The sequence below is a fragment of the Streptomyces sp. NPDC048416 genome (assembly GCF_043200435.1).
Classification (GTDB): domain Bacteria; phylum Actinomycetota; class Actinomycetes; order Streptomycetales; family Streptomycetaceae; genus Streptomyces.
Genome location: NZ_JBICXU010000007.1, coordinates 38797 through 56147, shown reverse-complemented (window position 1 = coordinate 56147; position 17351 = coordinate 38797). Strand labels below are relative to the sequence as shown.

13 protein-coding genes are annotated in these 17351 nt (G+C 71.4%); 5 read left to right on the top strand and 8 right to left on the bottom strand.

Features of this window, described 5'->3' with window-relative positions:
- Positions 1–208: 208 nt before the first annotated feature.
- The 4 genes from ACGFW5_RS11770 to ACGFW5_RS11755 all read right to left on the bottom strand — a co-directional run bounded on the left by ACGFW5_RS11770 (position 209) and on the right by ACGFW5_RS11755 (position 5246).
- Positions 209–871 carry an SGNH/GDSL hydrolase family protein gene (locus tag ACGFW5_RS11770; RefSeq protein WP_393834018.1) on the bottom strand — a complete coding sequence of 221 codons (663 nt, stop codon included), beginning with the start codon at positions 869–871 and terminating at the stop codon, positions 209–211.
- A gap of 38 nt (positions 872–909) precedes the next feature.
- The gene (locus ACGFW5_RS11765; protein WP_393834017.1) at positions 910–2484 is read right to left on the bottom strand and encodes an FAD-dependent monooxygenase; all 1575 of its coding nucleotides are present in this window, start codon (positions 2482–2484) and stop codon (positions 910–912) included.
- A gap of 271 nt (positions 2485–2755) precedes the next feature.
- Positions 2756–4483, bottom strand: a complete 1728-nt coding sequence (locus ACGFW5_RS11760) for a TIGR03767 family metallophosphoesterase (protein WP_393834016.1) — start codon at positions 4481–4483, stop codon at positions 2756–2758.
- Positions 4484–4859: 376 nt separating this feature from the next.
- Positions 4860–5246, bottom strand: coding sequence for an SH3 domain-containing protein (locus ACGFW5_RS11755; protein WP_393834015.1), 387 nt, complete (start codon positions 5244–5246; stop codon positions 4860–4862).
- 262 nt (positions 5247–5508) lie between these two features.
- Between ACGFW5_RS11755 and ACGFW5_RS11750 the strand changes: the two genes are divergently transcribed.
- Complete coding sequence (locus tag ACGFW5_RS11750; RefSeq protein WP_393834014.1) at positions 5509–6168, top strand: peptidylprolyl isomerase; 660 nt, start codon at positions 5509–5511, stop codon at positions 6166–6168.
- A 275-nt stretch (positions 6169–6443) separates the two neighbouring features.
- Here ACGFW5_RS11750 and ACGFW5_RS11745 read toward each other — a convergent pair whose 3' ends face one another.
- Both ACGFW5_RS11745 and ACGFW5_RS11740 read right to left on the bottom strand, forming a co-directional pair.
- Positions 6444–7556: an alpha/beta hydrolase gene (locus tag ACGFW5_RS11745; RefSeq protein ID WP_393834013.1), complete on the bottom strand. Its 1113-nt coding sequence runs from the start codon at positions 7554–7556 to the stop codon at positions 6444–6446.
- A gap of 334 nt (positions 7557–7890) precedes the next feature.
- Positions 7891–8328, bottom strand: coding sequence for a DUF4345 domain-containing protein (locus ACGFW5_RS11740; protein WP_393834012.1), 438 nt, complete (start codon positions 8326–8328; stop codon positions 7891–7893).
- Positions 8329–8416: 88 nt separating this feature from the next.
- On the opposite strand from ACGFW5_RS11740, the gene ACGFW5_RS11735 reads away from it, so the two are divergent.
- Positions 8417–9025 carry a TetR/AcrR family transcriptional regulator gene (locus ACGFW5_RS11735; protein ID WP_393834011.1) on the top strand — a complete coding sequence of 203 codons (609 nt, stop codon included), beginning with the start codon at positions 8417–8419 and terminating at the stop codon, positions 9023–9025.
- A gap of 168 nt (positions 9026–9193) precedes the next feature.
- Here ACGFW5_RS11735 and ACGFW5_RS11730 read toward each other — a convergent pair whose 3' ends face one another.
- Complete coding sequence (locus tag ACGFW5_RS11730) at positions 9194–11077, bottom strand: ABC transporter ATP-binding protein (protein ID WP_393834010.1); 1884 nt, start codon at positions 11075–11077, stop codon at positions 9194–9196.
- A 202-nt stretch (positions 11078–11279) separates the two neighbouring features.
- Between ACGFW5_RS11730 and ACGFW5_RS11725 the strand changes: the two genes are divergently transcribed.
- A complete protein-coding gene (locus ACGFW5_RS11725) occupies positions 11280–12245 on the top strand; it encodes a JmjC domain-containing protein (protein WP_393834009.1) in 966 nt (321 codons plus the stop codon).
- A 190-nt stretch (positions 12246–12435) separates the two neighbouring features.
- On the opposite strand, the gene ACGFW5_RS11720 is transcribed toward ACGFW5_RS11725, so the two are convergent.
- Entirely contained in the window at positions 12436–12567 is a 132-nt protein-coding gene (locus ACGFW5_RS11720) for a hypothetical protein (protein ID WP_393834008.1), read from the bottom strand.
- A 286-nt stretch (positions 12568–12853) separates the two neighbouring features.
- Here ACGFW5_RS11720 and ACGFW5_RS11715 point away from each other — a divergent pair, with 286 nt between their 5' ends.
- The gene (locus tag ACGFW5_RS11715) at positions 12854–15964 is read left to right on the top strand and encodes a lantibiotic dehydratase (RefSeq protein ID WP_393834007.1); all 3111 of its coding nucleotides are present in this window, start codon (positions 12854–12856) and stop codon (positions 15962–15964) included.
- Positions 15961–17208 (top strand): lanthionine synthetase C family protein, encoded by a 1248-nt coding sequence (locus ACGFW5_RS11710; protein ID WP_393834006.1) that lies wholly within the window; start codon positions 15961–15963, stop codon positions 17206–17208. The genes ACGFW5_RS11715 and ACGFW5_RS11710 overlap by 4 nt, the downstream gene beginning before the upstream one ends.
- The last annotated feature ends 143 nt before the right edge of the window (positions 17209–17351 follow it).

Below are 17351 nucleotides of genomic sequence, written 5' to 3'. Positions count from 1 at the left end.
CGATCATGTCCGTGCGCTCAGAGGGACCCGCGGCCCGTTACGCCATTACCATCGCAGCGGTCCGGGACGCTGTACAGGTGGAATCTGGACGCCGACCGAGGGCACGCGGACGGTGCGGACGGACGGCGACCCGCACAGGACCCCACGCACCAACGGGCCCACGCCTTGCGGGAATCGCATCCCGAAGGCGACGAACCCTGTGGGCCTGTCACGCGACCAGACGCAGCCAGGCCCTCGCGAGTGCGGCGTGCCCGGCGGGCGTCGGATGGACCCCGTCCGCAGACCAGTGCTCCGGAGTCGTCCTCGCGGCGAGCTCAGTGAACATGCCGTCCGCGGCCAGCAGTTGCGCGCCATAGGTGCGGGCGAGCCCGCGAACCGCCTCGATCTTCGGATCCAGATCGGCGCGCCATGCCTTCCGCTCCGCCTCTCCGATGAGCACGCCACCGGCCTCGACGACGCCGGATACCGGCAGGAGAAACGGCTCGATGAGAATCAGCTCCGTGCCCGCCTCGGCGAGGGGCGCGAGCAGACGGTCGTAACCCGCCGCGAACTTCTCCGCGGAGATCACGTACCCCTTCGGGTCCAGGGTGTGCCAGCCCATGTCGTTGACACCGACGAGGATCGACACGACATCCGGGCGCGCGTCGAGCACGTCCGTCTGCCAACGGGATTCGAGGTCCATCACCTTGTTGCCCGCGATCGCGGAGTTGAGCCAGGTCACCGGCGTCCGCGGATGCTGAAGGCCCCACTCGCCCGCGACGCGCAGTGGGTATCCGAAACCCAGACTGTCCTCGCTTCGCAGCCGTTCGCAGTCGGTGATCGAATCGCCGGTGAACATCACGGTGCTCCCCGGCCGAACAGTGATCGTCATGCGTACTCCTTCGAATCTGCTCTGCCGGCCGGATCGCTTCAGGCGTCCGGGGCACCGAACCAACGGCCGGCCGCCTGCTCGAACGCCTCGTGATCGGGGGCGCGATCACCTGCCCAGGCGACGGTGCCGTCGGGCCGGACAAGCACAGCGCCCAGCCCGAGGTCGTTCTCCGCAGGACCGGCCGCGTACCGGATCCGGCTCGCCCAGCGCCGCGCCGACTCGTGCAAGTCGCCGTCGGCACCGAAGTCGAGTACGGCGCCTTGCCCGTCGCGCAACAGGTCGCCAAGGTGAGTACCGTCCTTGAGGCAGAAGTCCGGTGCGTCACGGCCGACCAGCGGATGCTCGCTGCCGAGGTCGTGACGGACCGACAGTCCCGACAGCCTTTCGGCCACGTAGGTCGCCCCGTCGCGGGTCCCGATCAAGTCACGCACCACCTTTTGGAGAGCCTGACCGTGCGGGCCCGGCCGCATGACCGCCACCTGGGCGCGTGACCAGTCGAGCACCGCCGCGCCGATCGGATGGCGTTCACGCATGTAGGTGTCGAGAAGGTCGTCAGGCGCGTGCTTGTGCACGGTCGCCGCCAGTTTCCACCCCAGGTTCATCGCGTCGCCGATACCGGTGTTGAGCCCCTGCCCGCCGAGAGGGGCGTGGATGTGCGCGGCATCGCCTGCCAGCAGCACGCGTCCTTGCCGGTACGTCGTCGTCTGCATCGCCCGATCCGTGAAACTGGAGGCGAGATGGACGTGGCTCAGCGTCACGTCGGTGCCCGACACACGGCGCAGAACCGTCTGGAGATGGTCGCGCGTGAGCTGCTGCGAGCGGTCGAACGCGCCACCGTCGAAGTCCACGACGGCTATGTACGCTTCCGTGAGCCGGAGATACATGCCCGTCGACGTCAGGTTGAACCCGAAGCGGAGCTTCTCCGGGTCGGCGACGGTGGCATGCATGGCGTATCCGGTGAACTGCGGCTCGGTGCCGGTGAATTCGAAACCGGCGAGCCTGCGCACCGTGCTGCGTCCGCCGTCGCAGCCGACGAGCCAACGCGCAGCGTACTCGTGCTCGCCGGCCCGTGCGACCACACCCTCGTCGTTCTGGGTGACGGAGGAGACCGGGACGCCGTGCCTGATGTCCACGCCGAGCCGCGCCGCCTGGGCGTACAGCACCGTCTCGACCGCTTCGAGATACGTCGGCATGCTCCGCCTCGCCGTGCCGGGGAGCCGGTAGGGCGAGGCGGCGAGGTCGACGCGGGTCGGATCGAGCATCATGCCGGCGAAGTGGCCGCCGTTTCGGGGGAGTGGGGCTTCGTGCGCGGCGCGTGCCGCGCCGGGGCCGACCTGGCCGCCCGATGCCGTGCCGGGACCGGCTCGGCCGCCCGCTGCCGCGGGGCCGATCTGGCCGCCCGATGCCGTCACCAACTGGTCGAGCATCCCGCGGCGGTAGAACGCCTCGGCCGACGCGGCGGAGAGCCCCCGCACCCCGAGCGGCATCGCCTTGAACGGAGAGCGGGGCTCCGCCTCCCGTTCGAGCACCAGGACCGAGCAGCCGGCGAGACCGAGCTCGCAGGCGAGGAAAAGGCCCACCGGGCCGGCACCCACGATCACTACATCATGCATGAGAGATCCCCTTCGTCACCCGACGACCGGAGGAGTACCGGGCCGGACCTCTCAAAAGGTGTCACTCTCGACCGACATCGGACCGACAGACCCCGACAGGCCGCCGACATCACGGATGACGAACCGCCCGACCGCGCCTCCGGCCGGAGGACGATCGAGCGGTGTCTCGGTGTCTCGGATCTCGGGGTTTCGGTGTCTCGACGGCTCGGTGTCTCGACGGTTCGACGGTTCGGCGGCTGGTGGCGGCGCGGCGCCGGCGCGCCGGTGACGGCTACTTGGCCGGGTGGGCCAGCAGCAGTTCGGTGTTGTGGTCGAGTGAGGAGCCGAGCCTGGCGGTCGGGGTTCCATAGGGGTCGTTGTACGACAACTCGCGGTACAGGGCGGCGAGTCCACGGTCGGAGGTGTCGCCGAAGTCCGTGGTGTAGGGCGCGGCGGACTCGATGAGGGTGGTGAACAGGGACAGCGTGCCGTCGCCGTTGTCCGCGAGCTCGATGATCCGGGCGTGCTGCGGATAGTCCACGTGCGACGCGGTGTTGATCTCCCAGAAGGCGCGCTCCGGGACGACGTGCCCGTGCGGGGTGATCCGGTTCTCGTGCGTGTGGCCGTTCACCCAGGCCACCACGTTCGGGTAGCGCTGGAGCAGCGAAACCAGCGCGTTGCCGTCGTGACGCCCTTCGAACGGGTGGTACGGGTCGGGCAGCAGATTGCCCATGGTGGTGCTCGTGTGGTGGCTGAACACAACGATGAGCGCGTCGGTGGAGCCGCCCCGGACCACATGTCCGTCCACGTCGTACCAGTGACCGCTGTGCGACTTCAGGACCGATTCCAGCCAGTTGAGCTGAGCGGTGCCGAGCGAACCGTCTGCGAATCCGGCCCTGTTGGTGGTGTCCAGGCTGATGCCGAGCACACCGCTCGCGAGCGGGAAGGTGTAGTACAGATGGCCGCTGTGCGCCGCGTCGGAGGTGAAACCGTGGCCCACCGGTCCGGCGCCGGTGTGTGCCGGATCCAGGTGCGCCTTGGCGAACTCGGCCGGGGTGAAGGGGCGTCGGCGCTCGTCAGGGGTCACCTTGCGTATCGCGCCGCCGCTGCTGAGCAGCTTCCCGAGCAGGATCGCGGCCTGGGCCGGGTCGTGGCGCAGCGCGTACGCCAGTTTCGCCGCGGTGGCGTCGTCACAGCCCTCGATCTTGCGGTCACCGGTGTACAGGTCGTTGAGCAGGCCGAGGTCGGGCAGGCTGCCCTCGATGCTGTCGTCGTGGTTGCCGACGGTCGTGTACCAGGGCACGTCGAGGCCGGGCGCGTCGAAGGCCCGGGTCGCGCCCGAGAGGAAGCCGGGGATCTGCGGCAGACCCTTGGCCTTGTAGGAGTCCTGGAAGGACAGTTCGGGGTTCCAGTAGGCGGCGGAGCCGGAGTTCTGCACACCCTCGTACCGCGTGGCGTCACCGCTGCTCGGGGTGATGCGACCACCGCTCATGACGCTCAAGTACCAGTCGAGCTCGATGAGTTCGTGGTTGTCGGTGTTGTCGCCGGTGGCCATCACCGTACTGAACGGCATCCCGGTGTAGGGGCCCGTGCGCACCGCGTTGACCCGCTCGACCAGCGAGGACGCGCCTCGTACCGTCAGGGCTTCCTGCGGACGGTAGGCGCTGTCGTTGTACTGGGCCAGGTACTCGAACCGCACCGGCGACTCGGTGTCCGCCAGGTGCATGTCGGTGAACTGCACGAAGGAGGCGAGTCCGGTGCGGCGGTCGTCCCGGCCGGCACCGGCGCCGGCCAGCTCGCCACGGACCACGAGCGGCCAGCCGGGGCCCGCCACCAGGCGCTTGTACGCGCCGGTGCCCACGGGGGTCGCGGCCTGCTCCAGCGTGGTCCCGCCGATGCGCACGGCCCGTGCGGCGGTCACCGCCATGGCCCGGTCCTGTGCCGTCGCCGACCACAGGGCCGCCCCCGCGGCAGCGGCGGACATCCTCGAAACGAACTGACGGCGGCTCATACCGCGCATGTGCAATCCCCCTGGTGGCACTGACAGTCGAAGGCGCGCCAACCTTTGGTCACGGTGGCGCGGCCACACACTACTGGTGGGTAGCCACATGTACAGGGGGTGGGGGGAAACTTGGAGGAAACAAAATGAGGACCGCGTACGGGCCGGGCTCATCCTGCCCAAGCGGCGGCTTGGGGGAGCAGGGCGACCCGGGCATGTCTCGCCGGCCGACCCGGACGGCACCTGTCTCGCCCTCGCGGCCGCCGGTTTCGAGCGCGTGGATGCGGTCAGCGTACGGTGCCTACGCCGTGCGGCGGCTCGGCTTGGGGGCCACCTGCGGGCAATGCCGAGGCGCCAACGCCCGGTGGTCGAACGGGCGTTGACGCCTCGGCTCGGCTCACTTGCAGTACGGCACGGGGGCGAGGTTCTGCACATAGCGTGCGGCGACCCAGCCGGGCTTGCCCGCTCCGAGGCGGTACCAGAGCTTGTTGCCGTCCACGTTCTGGCCGGCCTTCTTGCACTGGAGCGCCGCGATCGTGCCCTGCGGCAGCAGCGTGATCCGCTTGGAGGTGGTGTTCGCTTCCTGGTGGACCCACAGGCCGCCGTTGGCGACGATCCTGCCCGTGGGCTGGGCCGCCGGAGCGGCGTCGGCCGTCCGCACGACCGAGGCGCCGGCCGCGGTCGGCGCTGCCGACGCCCCACCGGCGCCGAGCAGGACTCCCGAACCGGCGAGCGCCGCCACCGCGCCCGCGACGACGACCCCGCGCATGCCAGATGCGTACATGCTGTACCCCTTTCGTTCCCTTTGGGATGTACGCCCTGTAAGACAGCCGATCGCGCCGATCCGTTCCACCCGAGGTGCGGAACTTCCCTGATGTGTAGGGCAGTTGATATGCCTATCGCGCGTGTGCGCGGCTCCGGGCGGTCGTCGCGGGGCCCTCGCGGAGCGCGGGCCGTGCCGGCGGCGAGGCGGCATGGCGCACGGGGCGCAGGGAAGGAATGATGCGGCCATGTCACGCTCGTACTTCCCGGAAGGATGCCGTCAAGTGCTCCGTAGAAAAGGTGCGTTGCTCGCCGCTGTCGTCCTGATCCCGCTCGCCACGGCAACGCAGGCCGGCGCGGCCGCCGCCGCCCCGGCGCCGACGGCCGCCTGCGCCTACACCCCGGCGGTCCCCGCCGACAACTACAAGGGGATACCGGACTTCGACCCGGTCAAGGCGGCCCGCCCGTTCAAGGCCACGCTGCGCACCAGCCAGGGCGCCATCACCTTCAAGGCGCTGACCGACAAGGCGCCGTGCACCACCAACTCCTTCCGCTTCCTCGCGGAGAAGCGTTACTTCGACGGCACGCACTGCCACCGGCTCACCACCGCGCGCCTGTACGTCCTTCAGTGCGGCGATCCGACCGGCACGGGCAGCGGGGGTCCCGGGTATTCCTTCCCGGACGAGAACCTGACAGGGGCCACCTATCCGGCCGGGACGGTGGCGATGGCCAACGCCGGTCCGAACACCAACGGCAGCCAGTTCTTCTTCGTCTGGAAGGACACCAAACTCTCGCCCGCCTACACCCCGTTCGGCAAGGTCACGTCGGGGCTCGACGTCCTGCAGAAGATCGCGGCGGGCGGCGAGGACGACCAGAACGGGCCCGGCGACGGCTTCCCCACGCTGCCGGTGAACATCAAGCGGGTCCAGATCAAGAAGCTGTGAACAGGAGCGTGTTGAGGAAGGTGTGACGGGGCGGGCGGGACGGAGCGGAGGGGGGCGGGGCGGACGGCGGGGCGGGCGGTACATGGCTCCCCGCCCGTCCCGCCCCCTGCCCCGCTGTCGCCCGGCCCCCTGTCGGCGTGGCGCCCCCTGTCGGCGTGCCGCCCCCTGTCGCCGTCCCGGCCCCCGGGCCCCCCTGTCGCCTGTCGCCCGTCCGGCCGCCGGTCGCTGTCCGGGCCGCCGCGCGGTCCTGCTGTGATCGGTCTGCCGGGCGCCGCTCAGTCGGATGCGAGACGGTCGCTCAGCCATTGCAAGGAGGGCGGGATCTCGCGGAGCCAGGTGTTGAAGTTGTGGCCGCCGGAATCCAGCGTGATCGAGGAGACGTGTGCGGGCTTCTTGACCTTCCCGATGAACTTCTGGGTGGCCCGGAAGTTGCCCTCGCCCTGATGTGACGTGGTGACGAGGAAGGACGAGTTGCCCTGGGGCAGATGGTCGAGGCTCCACAGGAGATCGGACCGGTTCTGCTCGTGCTTGTTGCCGTGGAAGAGGTCACCGGACTGCAGGTCCACGTCCGGCTTGTAGTCCGCGGACAGGCCCACCCCCGCCGCGTACGCCTCCGGATGCTCCAGAGCGATCTTCAGCGCGCAGTAGCCGCCCGTGGAGTCGCCGATGAAACCCCAGTTCCGCGCCTTCGTGCCGACCCGGTACTTACCGGCGATGGCCTTGCGCAGATCGTCGGCGAAGAACGTCTCCGTCTGGGGGCCACCCGGGATGTCGATGCACTGGGTGTTGCGCGGCGGCGCCACGGTGGGCCGCATCATCACAAGGATCATGGGCTGCGTCTTCTTCTGCTTGGACAGCGTCCACGCCGTCTTCGGGTAGTGCAGCCCCTTGATCAGGTTTTCGGCGGTGCCGGGGAAGCCGGTCAGCACGACCGTGACCGGAAACGACTTCTGCTCGTACCCCTTCTGGAAGTACTCCGGCGGCAGGTAGACATAGGCGGGGGTGACGATCCGGGAGCGCTCTCCCTGTACCGAGACCTTCTGCACCTCGCCGCCGATGCTCGGCTTTCCGGCACCCGGCACATCTACCTTCTGCTTCCCGGCGACCTTGACCCCCGGGCTGGCGGCCGCCTGGGCGTCGAGGACCCCCACGCCGTCCTGCCGGCCGAACAGGTCCGCCCACGAGCCGTAGAACAGGAACGTCTTGTTGGCCGCGAGGCCCACGGAGGAGAAGAGCAGCAGTTGCACCGCGCACATCAGCCCCACCCGCCCCAGCACCGGTCGCCAGCCGCGCCCCGCCAGCCGTGGCCACTGCCATACGACGAGGAGGGACAACAGGACCGTGGCGAGCACGGCCGATGCCAGAGCGGTGGTACTGGTCAGCCCCATTGGATCAAGAACACTCTCTGCAAAAGGTCGTCCTGGACGCGGTGCCACAGGGGCGCCGTCCAGTTGCGCCGCCGCGCGGCGCGCACTGAACTAGACCGCGATCCGGCGCAATCCGTTCCCTTGCGATCGCTCACCTTTCGATCGCGTACGGAATAGGGCGGAATGGGGGCGCGGCACCGTGGAACGGTGGTGCGCGTCGCGCAGACAGGCGCGCGCCCGGCAGCGGTTGCGCGAGCCCGCCCGCCAGGCCCCACCAGGAGTCGTTACGGCCTCCAAGGACCTGCCAGGACCCGAGAGAATCCGCCAGGGATCTGCAAGGACCCGCAAGGACTCGTCAGAGCGTCGGGCGGGCCGCTGTGCGGGACGTCTCTTCGGCCTTCCAGAGACGGGCGGCCACGGCCCGCTCGTCGGCGTTCGCCAGCCAGAAGTAGAGGGGCGGCAGGGCGAGTTCGATGCCCATCAGGACGAGCTGGAACCAGTCGGGGCGGCCGAGGGCGGCCCAGGACAGCAGCCTGCTCGCGCCGCCGAGGAAGAAGACGCCGGCGAGCAGACGTACCGCCCTTGAGGGGATCGGTGACTGCCATGCCACCCAGATCCACGCCAGTCCGTACCCGAGGAAGATCGCGCCGAAGAACCGCATGAGGCTGTCCACGGTCGGGCCGGGCGATCCCGCCCCCGGCACCGAGTCCACCCCGACCAGCAGATGGACGGCGCCGATCCCCACATCGGCGATGCCCATGGCCCAGGAGAGCCACTTGAGGAGTCTGGCCATGACGGGTCCCCTTCCCTCTTAGTAGGCAAGTGTCTACTAAGTCGACGATAGGAGCGCTAGTAGACACACGTCAAGTAACCTGGGGTCCGTGACCACGCGCCGCAGGCTGAATCCCGATGAGCGCCGCAGACAGCTGCTCGACGTGGGAGCTCACCTGTTCGCGGCGAAGCCGTACCACGATGTGCTGATGGAGGACGTCGCCGAACAGGCGGGCATCTCACGGGCGTTGCTCTACCGCTATTTCCCCAACAAGAGCGCCCTGTTCGCCGCCATCTTCCAGGAGGCCTCCAACCGGCTGCTCGACGGCACGCGGATCGACCCGGCGTACTCGCTCATGGATCAGCTGTCCGCCGGCCTCGACCTTCACTTCGACTACTTCGTCGCGAACCGGAACACGGTGCTCGCCGCGAACCGGGTGCTGGCGGGCGACCCGGTGATCCAGGCGATCATCACCGACGAGTTCGCCGAGCTGAGCCGACGGGTGCTCGATGCGACCGGGATCGAGGGCCCCGGCCGGGACACGGTCCTTGCCGCACTCACCGGCTGGCTGGTCTTCGTCCGCGCGCTGTGCGTGGAATGGCTGACGAGCGAGCCGTTCACCCGGGCCCAGCTGCACGACATGTCGGTCGGCGCCCTGCGCGGGGCGCTGGGCGCCGTCACCGATGTCGACCGGCTCCTCGGCGCCCCCGGCGACTGACGTCCGGCGCCCCCGACCACGGGCCTCGGCGCCCCCGCCTGCGGCTACCGAACGCCCCGTGACCCCCCCCGCGGCCCGGGGCGCCGCCTGCGGGTTCGCCCGCGGTGTCGCCTGCGGTGTTGCCCGCGGCGCCGCCTGCGTGCTGCCCCCGCCGGCCGTGCGGCCCGGTCAGCCGTGCGCGGGCGCGCCACCGGGGCGTTCGAACTGGGTGCGGTACAACTCCTCGTAGCGCCCGCCGAGTTCGAGCAGTTCGCCGTGGGTACCGCGTTCCACGATCCGGCCGTCCTCCACGACCAGGATCAGATCGGCGGAGCGCACCGTGGAGAGCCGGTGGGCGATGACCACCGCCGTCCGCCCCTCAAGGGCCTCACCCAAAGCCTCCTGGACGGCCGCCTCGGACGTGTTGTCGAGGTGCGCGGTGGCCTCGTCGAGGATGACGACCCGCTGGCGGGCCAGCAGCAGACGCGCGATGGTGAGACGTTGCCGCTCACCGCCCGAGAGCCGGTAGCCGCGCTCACCGACCACGGTGTCGAGACCATCGGGCAAGGAGGCGACCAGGTCGTCAAGGCGGGCGCGCCGCAACGCGTCCCACAGGTCGTTCTCGTCCGCGCCCGGACGCGCCAGCAGCAGGTTGGCGCGGACCGACTCGTGGAAGAGGTGGCCGTCCTGGGTGACCATGCCGATCGTGTCCCGGATCGAGTCGGCCGTCAGGTCCCGTACGTCGATGCCGCCGAGCCGCACCGCGCCCGCGTCGGCGTCGTACAGCCGCGGCAGCAACTGGGCGACCGTCGACTTGCCCGCACCGGACGATCCCACCAGGGCCACCATCTGCCCCGGCTCGGCCCGGAAGGACACTCCGTGCAGAACCTCGGCGCCACCCCGGGTGTCCAGGCTTGAGACCTCTTCGAGGGAGGCGAGGGAGACCTTGTCGGCGGACGGATAGCCGAACCGCACCTCGTGGAACTCCACGGACACCGGGCCCGTCGGCACCGCCCGCGCCCCCGGCTTCTCGGCGATCAACGGCTTCAGGTCCAGCACCTCGAAGACCCGCTCGAAGCTGACCAGCGCGCTCATCACCTCCACGCGTGCCCCGGCCAGCGAGGTGAGGGGCGCGTACAGCCGGGTCAGGAGGAGCGCGAGCGAGACCACCGCGCCCGCTTCGAGCGTGCCGCGCAGCGCGTAGTAGCCGCCGAGACCGTACACCAGGGCGAGCGCGAGAGCCGACACGAGCGTGAGAGCGGTGATGAACGCGGACTGCGCCATCGCCGTACGCACACCGATGTCGCGCACCCGGCGCGCCCGCGCGGCGAATTCGGCGGACTCGTCGGCAGGACGCCCGAAGAGCTTGATCAAGGTCGCGCCGGGCGCCGAGAACCGCTCCGTCATCCGGGTGCCCATCGCCGCGTTGTGCTCCGCGGCCTCCCGCTGCAGGCGCGCCATCCGGGTGCCCATGCGACGCGCGGGCAGCACGAACACCGGCAGCAGCACCAGCGCGAGCAGGGTGATCTGCCAGGAGATGCCGAGCATGACCGCGAGCGTGAGCAGCAGCGTGACCAGGTTGCTCACCACGCCCGACAGGGTGTTGCTGAAGGCGCGCTGGGCGCCGATGACGTCGTTGTTGAGGCGGCTGACCAGCGCGCCGGTGCGGGTCCGCGTGAAGAACGCCACCGGCATCCGCTGCACGTGGTCGAAGACCGCCGTCCGCAGATCGAGGATCAGACCCTCGCCCAGCGTCGACGAGAGCCACCGGCTCACAATGCCGAGCGCCGCCTCGACGAGGGCGATCGCGGCGATGTACAAGGCGAGCCGGACGACGGTGCCGCTCTCCTTCCCGCCGACGATCGCGTCCACGACCCGCCCGGCCAGCAGCGGAGTGGCCACCGCGAGCAGTGCCGTGGCGACACTCACGACGAGAAAGAGCGCGATACGGCGCCGGTGCGGGGCCGCGAACGCGGCGATGCGGCGCAGCGTCGCACGGTTGAAGGGACGCTTGTCCTGCTGGGCGTTCATGACGTTGTGGAGCTGAGTCCACGCGGTGGCTTCCATACTCATGCGAGGAACGTACGACCTCTACCGCACTTGAGGGCAACGCGGTTGCGGGACGGGGCCGCCCATGACCGCCGCCGGGTCAATGATCTCGCGGGCACGTTCGTCTACCCCCGCGGTGCCCGGCCGTCCGGGGACGCGCCCCACGAAGCGTCCGTAGGTTCGGTTCGAGCGGCGGGCAGGACCGCCCCGTACCAGGGGAGAGACGATGCGTTGGGGAGTGCTTGACCGGCTGGTGGGGGAGCCCGAGCTGTTCTTCGACCAGTGCCGAAGCGGTCGCCCGCATGTGTTCACGCCGCCACGTCTGCCTCAGGAGACGCCCGGGACAAGGGAGTTGGGCGCAGCGCTGAGCGGGGGCCTGATGCGCACACCGTACGTCGAGATGGTGCGCGAGGGTGAGGTGGTGCCGGCCTCGGAGTTCAGCACCACCAGGGTCGTCGCCGGGCGGCCCGAGGAGGGCTTCGCCGACCCGGAGCTGATCATGCGCCTGCTTGCCGACGGGGCGACCCTGCTCCTGCCCCAACTCGACCAGTGGAACCCCTCGGTGGGCGCCTTGACCGCGCTCCTCGCGCGGGACCTGGGCCGCAGGACCGAAGCGTTCTGCTTCGCCACCCTGGCGGGCCGGCGCGGTCTCGACATTCACCGCGACGACGCCGACGTCCTCGTGGTGCAGCTCGCGGGACGCAAGGAGTGGACGGTGTACGACGCCCCGGCCGACGGTCACTGGCACCCCGGCCCGGCATCGCCACCGGGCGAGCCCGCTCTGCGCACCGTCATCGGCGCGGGCGACGTGCTGTACGTGCCGCGCGGCGCCCCGCACACGGCCACCGGCGACGAAGGCCTCTCCGTCCACCTCGCCCTCACCGTCCGCGAAGCGAGCACCAGCCGACTGCGTCAGACACTCGCCGAACTTCTCACCGACCCCACGGTGGGCCTTCCGGAGGCCGAGGACGACGTTGAGAGCCAGGACGAGACCGACCACGAACTCGCACCTCGTCCGCTGACAGCACACCAACTCATGGAAACCACACGAGCGTTGCTGGAGACGGCGCAGCGGCGGCTCGGCGCGGTCACCGCCGAGAAACTGCTTGAGCGGGCTCGGGGCCCGCTCCCGTCGACGCCCGGTGCAACGCCGGTCGAGTGGCCAACGGCCGACGGTCCGGCCGGCCGCTGAATGACGGCCACGAACACCACGGCTGCGGAGAGTCCCCAGAGTCTCCCCGCAGCCGCGGAACAGGGCGTCCGGCGTCAGACACCAGACCCAGTCATCAGGCGTCAGTCATCAGGCGCCAGACGTCAGTCATCAGGCATCGGATGTCACACGTGAGACGTGCGATGTCAGATGACGTCAGATGTCACAACGCTCAGATGCAGTAGGGGCGGTGGCAGGACCCCTCGCAGGAAATGCTGATGCCGGCGTTGTTCTGGGCCTCGCCCTCGGCCAGCACCTCGCGCACGTCCAGGTCGAACAGGTCCTGAGTCGTCTCGTTGGTCATGACGAACTCCTCTCGTTTCGGCTGCGCTGTTCGCAGCGAACGAACGGACGGTAGGCCGCGGCGCACCACCCCCGTCAACGACTGGGGACGAAAGGGAAGGGGGTTCTGCATCATCGGGCACATTGACCTCCTGGGCCGGTCACAGGCCTCCGGATCTCCGCTAGACAGGGGCGGATCACGGGAGTCGTACGGCAACGGGGGAACTGTGGGCGAACAGCGCGCGGCGCGGCGGGAAGGGCTGTTCGCAGCCGCCGGACCAGTGCTTCTGCGGGCACCCGCGCTGCCCGTGCCCGAGCATCCGGACACCCCGGCGGGGCCCGCCGAGGCCGACCTGGCCGCCTATGTCGCCGCGGCCGCCGCCGACCCGTTGTTCCGGGAGGCGATCGAGGTGTCGAGCCCCTCGCTGGCCCGTGTCCTGGCGGGCGACACCCGGCCGACCGCAGACGCGCTGCGCCGTGCGGCGACCGCGGTCGGCCGCTACCGACTGCGCATGACGACCCGCCCGACCCCCTTCGGGCTGCTCGCCGGGGTCGCGCTCGCCCGGTTCGGCGACGAAGCCTCGGTCCGCTGGGGCGACCGGCACCGACCCGCCGTGCGCCCCGACCTCGGCTGGCTCTCCTCCGTCGTGGACCGCCTGCACCAGGACCCCGCGATCCTGCCCGCGCTGCACCTCGTCGCCGACCAGCAGCACATGGTCCGCGGCGACCGCGTGACGCTTCCGTACGTCCCCACCGGCGGCGACGACATCATGCGCGAGGTGAGTATCCGTCACACGGCAGTGGTCGAGGCAGCCTTGAGGCTGGCGGCGGATCCCGTCCCGTTCCCGGAGCTGACCCGGCGCGTGCGCGACACCTTCCCGGCCGCGCCCGCCGACGCCGTGGCCGGCCTCGTGCACACCCTGGTGCTGCGGGGGTTCCTGCACACCGATCTGCTGCCCCCGCCGGACGCCGACGACCCGCTGGCCCATGTCGTCGCGCGCATCCCGGACCACCTGCCCCTGCACACGGAACTAGCCGCCGTACGGGCCGACTTGCGACGGTGCGAGGAGCTTCCCGCCGGGGGCGACGGGGCGCGGCTCAAGGCGCTGCGCGTCGCGCGAGAGCGCATGACCGCCCTGTGCCCCGCCGACCATGTGCTCCAAGTCGACCTCGCCCTGGACGTGGACATGGTGCTGCCGCACGGCGTGCGCGAGGAGTTCGAGCGCACGGCCGCCGTGTTGTGGCGCCTGTCGCCGCCCCGCGCCGCGCCCGCGCATCTGCGCGCCTACCACCAGTCGTTCGTCGAGCGCTACGGCACCGAACGCGCGGTACCCGTCTCCGAACTCCTCGACGCCGAGACCGGGTTGGGGCCCCCGGAGGGCTACGAGTACCCGCGAGGGAGCGCCGGCCCCGCTGCCCCTCGGGCCGGGGAGGATGACGCGGAGCGCGGCAGACTGCTCGCGGAGCTGGCCGCCGGGGCACTCGCCGACCGTGAACCCGGCGGGCCGCTGCCCGACGTGGTGCTCGACCAGGCGCTGCTCGACCGGCTCACCCACCCGGAGCCGGGCGACGGGGACGCGGCGCACCGGGTGCCCACCTCGCTGGAACTGTACGGCGAACTCATCGGCGACGGCGCCGAGTTCACGGTCATGCTGTCGCCGGTGGTGGGCAGCGACGTGGCCGGGGCGACGTTCGGCAGATTCGCCGGGCTCCTGGGCGGGCCCGGCCTCATGGCGGACGTGAGCGGGAGCGGGCGCGCCGCGCGGCGGGGCGGCCCCGTCCCGGTGCATCTGGAATTCCGCCCCGCCCGCCCCCGGTACGCCAACATCACCCGCACCCCGCGCTGGCTGGACCACCGGGTGGTCATCAGCGCGTTCCCGGACCCGGCGGGCCCGCACGTCCTGCCCCTGGACGACCTGGCCGTCTCCGCCGACATCGAGCGCCTGACCGTCCACTCACGCAGCCTGGGCCGCCCGGTGGAGGTCAGGGCCCATCACGTACTCAACCAGCGCACCGGCGCCCCCAACGTCGCCCGCTTCCTGCACGAGGTGTCCCTGACCGGGCACCGGCCCTGGCAGCCCTGGGACTGGGGCGCGGCCAACGCGCTGCCCGCGCTGCCGAGGGTGCGGCACGGACGTACGGTCCTCGCCCCCGCGACCTGGCGCCTGAACCTGCCCACGGACGGTTTCGGCCCGTGGTGCGCCGGCCTCGCCGACTGGAGGCGGCGCTGGAGCGTGCCGGCCGCGGTCCGCCTGGTCACCGGCGACCAGCGCATCAGCCTCGACCTCGAACTCCCCTGGCACCAGCAGCTGTTGTACACCCATGCGCGCACCGCTGAACACACCGTCCTCCAGGAGGAGTTGACGTCCGCCGCCGACGGCGGGCCGCTTGGCCCGGCCGGGAGGCGCACCGTCGAACTCGTCGTGGCCCTGCACGCGACCGAAGCCCCGGAAGGCACCGGCACCGGCACCGGCACCGCTGCCGGTGGGGAGGGCACCAGTTCCGGTGGGGGCGGCACCGGTACCTCGCGACCCGCACCCCCGCCCGAGCCGGTCCGCAGGACGTCGAAAGCAACACGGTTGCCCGGCGGCGACTGGCTGTACGCACGCCTGGACGCGGCCGAGCTCCGCCACGACACCCTCCTCGCAGAGCACCTGCCCCTCCTCCTCGCGGCGCTGCCCGCACACGTGGACCGCTGGTTCTTCATCCGCTACCGAGACCCCGCGCCCCACCTCAGGATCCGCATCCACGGCGAGGCGCCGGGCCCGGTCGCCGCACTGCTCCCGCTGCTGCACGACTGGGCCGCGGACCTGCGCGGCGCCAACCTCGTGTCCGGGCTGCGCCTCGACACCTACGACGCGGAACTCGAACGCTACGGGGGCGAGGAGGCGATGGCCGCGGCGGAGCGCGTCTTCCACGCCGACAGCCTCGCCGCACTCGCGGGCATCGAGGCGCTGCGCGGACGCACCGGCCCCGAACGGGACCTGCTGGCCGCCGTCAACGCCGCCGATGTGACTCGCCACTTCCTGGACGGAGCCCAAGGGCCACCGCCCGGCATCTGGTTCCCCGCCGCGTTCACCAAGTCCGAGCACGACCACCGGGCTTTCCGTGAGCACCGCGCCGCCGTCCTGCGCGCCATAGGACCGGACGGCCCCGCCCCGGACGCGGCCGGCCCCGCCCTGCGCGAGGCCTGGCAGGACCGTGCCGCCCGCCTCGCCGACTACGGCCGCCTCCTCGCCCGCCTCCACGCGCGAGACCCCAAGCAGCGTCCGCCCGCTTCCGTCAACGCCAGCCTGATCCACATGAGCCACAACCGGCTCGTCGGCATCGACCCCGCCGCGGAAGGCCGCGCCCACGCCCTGGCAAGGGGAGCCTTCGCGGCACACCGCGCCCGGGCACGAGCACAGGAGGCCGGATGACCACCCGCGCCGCGGGGCTGCCCAAGGAAGGCGCCCGCGCCGCGCTCGACTCCGTGGCCGCCCTGCTCCGTAACCCCACGGCGCTCCACCCGGCCCGGGTCGACTCGCTCGCCGTCGGCCACCCCGGTGTCTCCCTCCTCTTCGCGACGCTCGCGGCGGGTGGGCAGGACGAAGCACGCCGGATCGCCCACGCCCACCTCGCGGCCGCGATCCGGCCACCCGGAGGACTGCGCGCCTCGGGGCTGTACGCGGGCGCCGCAGCTGTCGCGTTCGCCGCCCGCCTCGCCGCCACCGGCCCCGACGCGTACCGCTCCCTCCTGGACGCCGTCACCCCCGGCGTGGCCGAGGCCGCTGTGAGCCGCGCACGGGCCCTGCGCACAGGCAGGGCCCGGGGCGCGGGCGCACCGTCGCATCTGTACGACGTGGTGGCCGGCGTCACGGGCCTGACCCGGCTGCTCCTCGCCGTCGACCCCCAGGGGCCGGCCCTGCGCGAATGCCTCGAAACGCTGGTCGACCTGACGCAACCGGCTGCTCCGACGGCGCACGGCGCACTGCCCGGCTGGTGGGCCCCGGACGGCCCGGGTCCCCAGGGGCCGAACCCCGCCTTCCCGCACGGGCACCTCAACCTCGGCCTCGCACACGGGATTCCGGGCCCGCTCGCGCTGCTGGCCCTGGCACACGAGCAAGGCGTACGCGTCCCTGGCCACGACGCGGCCATCGAGCGCGTCGCGCACTGGCTGACCGGGTGGGCGTACGAGAACGCGTACGGCACGTACTGGCCGATGTCCGTACGCGCCGAGGACGAACTCAGCGGCGAGCGGCCACCGCACCCGCCGACACGGGCCGCCTGGTGCTATGGCACGCCCGGCGTCGCCCGCGCTCTCTTCCTCGCGGGGCGGGCCCTGGGGGAGGAGCGGTGGCAGGAGCTGGCGGCCGGATCCCTGAGAGCGGCGCTCGCCCGGCCCGCACACACATGGGCGCTGGAAGGGACGGGCCTGTGTCACGGCACCGGCGGTCTGTTGCACATCGCCGCACGGATGGCGTACGACGCGGGCGACGGCGAGCTGGCCGTCCAACTGCCGCTCCTGGCGGCGCAGGTGGCGGACGGCCTCGGAGAGGCGGCGCAGGGAGCGGGCTTCCTGGAAGGGCAGGCCGGAGCGGCGCTGGCACTCCACACCTATGCCCAGGGCGGTCCGTCGGACCCGGAACTCCTCACCTGGGAAGCGGCGTTGCTCCTCGGCTAGGACATGACCGTACGACAGCGACGGAACGTCCCGTGCTGTTCGCCCGGCCGGGATGCGATTGTCCCCATGTGGCCGTCCCCGGGCCGGGGCCGCGGTGGGAACCGCCGCGTGACTGCGCCCCGGAACCTGAGGTGCGTTCCGGG

What these genes read in the sequence shown, in the direction of transcription:
- ACGFW5_RS11710 (WP_393834006.1), top strand. Translation starts at nt 15,961, where the DNA reads ATGACCACCCGCGCCGCGGGGCTGCCCAAGGAAGGCGCCCGCGCCGCG.
- ACGFW5_RS11765 (WP_393834017.1), bottom strand. Translation starts at nt 2,484, where the DNA reads ATGCATGATGTAGTGATCGTGGGTGCCGGCCCGGTGGGCCTTTTCCTC.
- ACGFW5_RS11770 (WP_393834018.1), bottom strand. Translation starts at nt 871, where the DNA reads ATGACGATCACTGTTCGGCCGGGGAGCACCGTGATGTTCACCGGCGAT.
- ACGFW5_RS11745 (WP_393834013.1), bottom strand. Translation starts at nt 7,556, where the DNA reads ATGGGGCTGACCAGTACCACCGCTCTGGCATCGGCCGTGCTCGCCACG.
- ACGFW5_RS11720 (WP_393834008.1), bottom strand. Translation starts at nt 12,567, where the DNA reads ATGACCAACGAGACGACTCAGGACCTGTTCGACCTGGACGTGCGCGAG.
- ACGFW5_RS11755 (WP_393834015.1), bottom strand. Translation starts at nt 5,246, where the DNA reads ATGTACGCATCTGGCATGCGCGGGGTCGTCGTCGCGGGCGCGGTGGCG.
- ACGFW5_RS11730 (WP_393834010.1), bottom strand. Translation starts at nt 11,077, where the DNA reads ATGAGTATGGAAGCCACCGCGTGGACTCAGCTCCACAACGTCATGAAC.
- ACGFW5_RS11740 (WP_393834012.1), bottom strand. Translation starts at nt 8,328, where the DNA reads ATGGCCAGACTCCTCAAGTGGCTCTCCTGGGCCATGGGCATCGCCGAT.
- ACGFW5_RS11760 (WP_393834016.1), bottom strand. Translation starts at nt 4,483, where the DNA reads ATGCGCGGTATGAGCCGCCGTCAGTTCGTTTCGAGGATGTCCGCCGCT.
- ACGFW5_RS11725 (WP_393834009.1), top strand. Translation starts at nt 11,280, where the DNA reads ATGCGTTGGGGAGTGCTTGACCGGCTGGTGGGGGAGCCCGAGCTGTTC.